We start from the raw sequence: 300 nt of genomic DNA, 5'->3' as shown, positions 1-300 counted from the left end.
ATCAAAATCAGATCAAAAGCAGAGCACAGCGGCCTCCCGGCCGGCTTGAGTGTTGAAGAGCAAAATCAAAAGCTAAAGCGGGCACGGTCCACTGTAGGAGCTGGCTTGCCGGCGATTGCATCGCCTCGGTGTATCTGGAGGACCGAGGCGTCTGCATCGCAGGCAAGCCAGCTCCCACAGAAAAGCAGATCTGCATTCGCTCTGGCTTTTGATCTGGCTGTTAAACACTCAAGCCGGCCGGTAGGCCGCTGTGCTCTGCTTTTGATCTGCTTTTGATTTTGATCTGCGGGCCCCGTCAAC

It is taken from the genome of Pseudomonas sp. F9001 (assembly GCF_013385435.1).
GTDB lineage: Bacteria > Pseudomonadota > Gammaproteobacteria > Pseudomonadales > Pseudomonadaceae > Aquipseudomonas.
The sequence above is the reverse complement of the archived record's forward strand: the minus strand, read 5'-3'. Positions refer to the sequence as shown.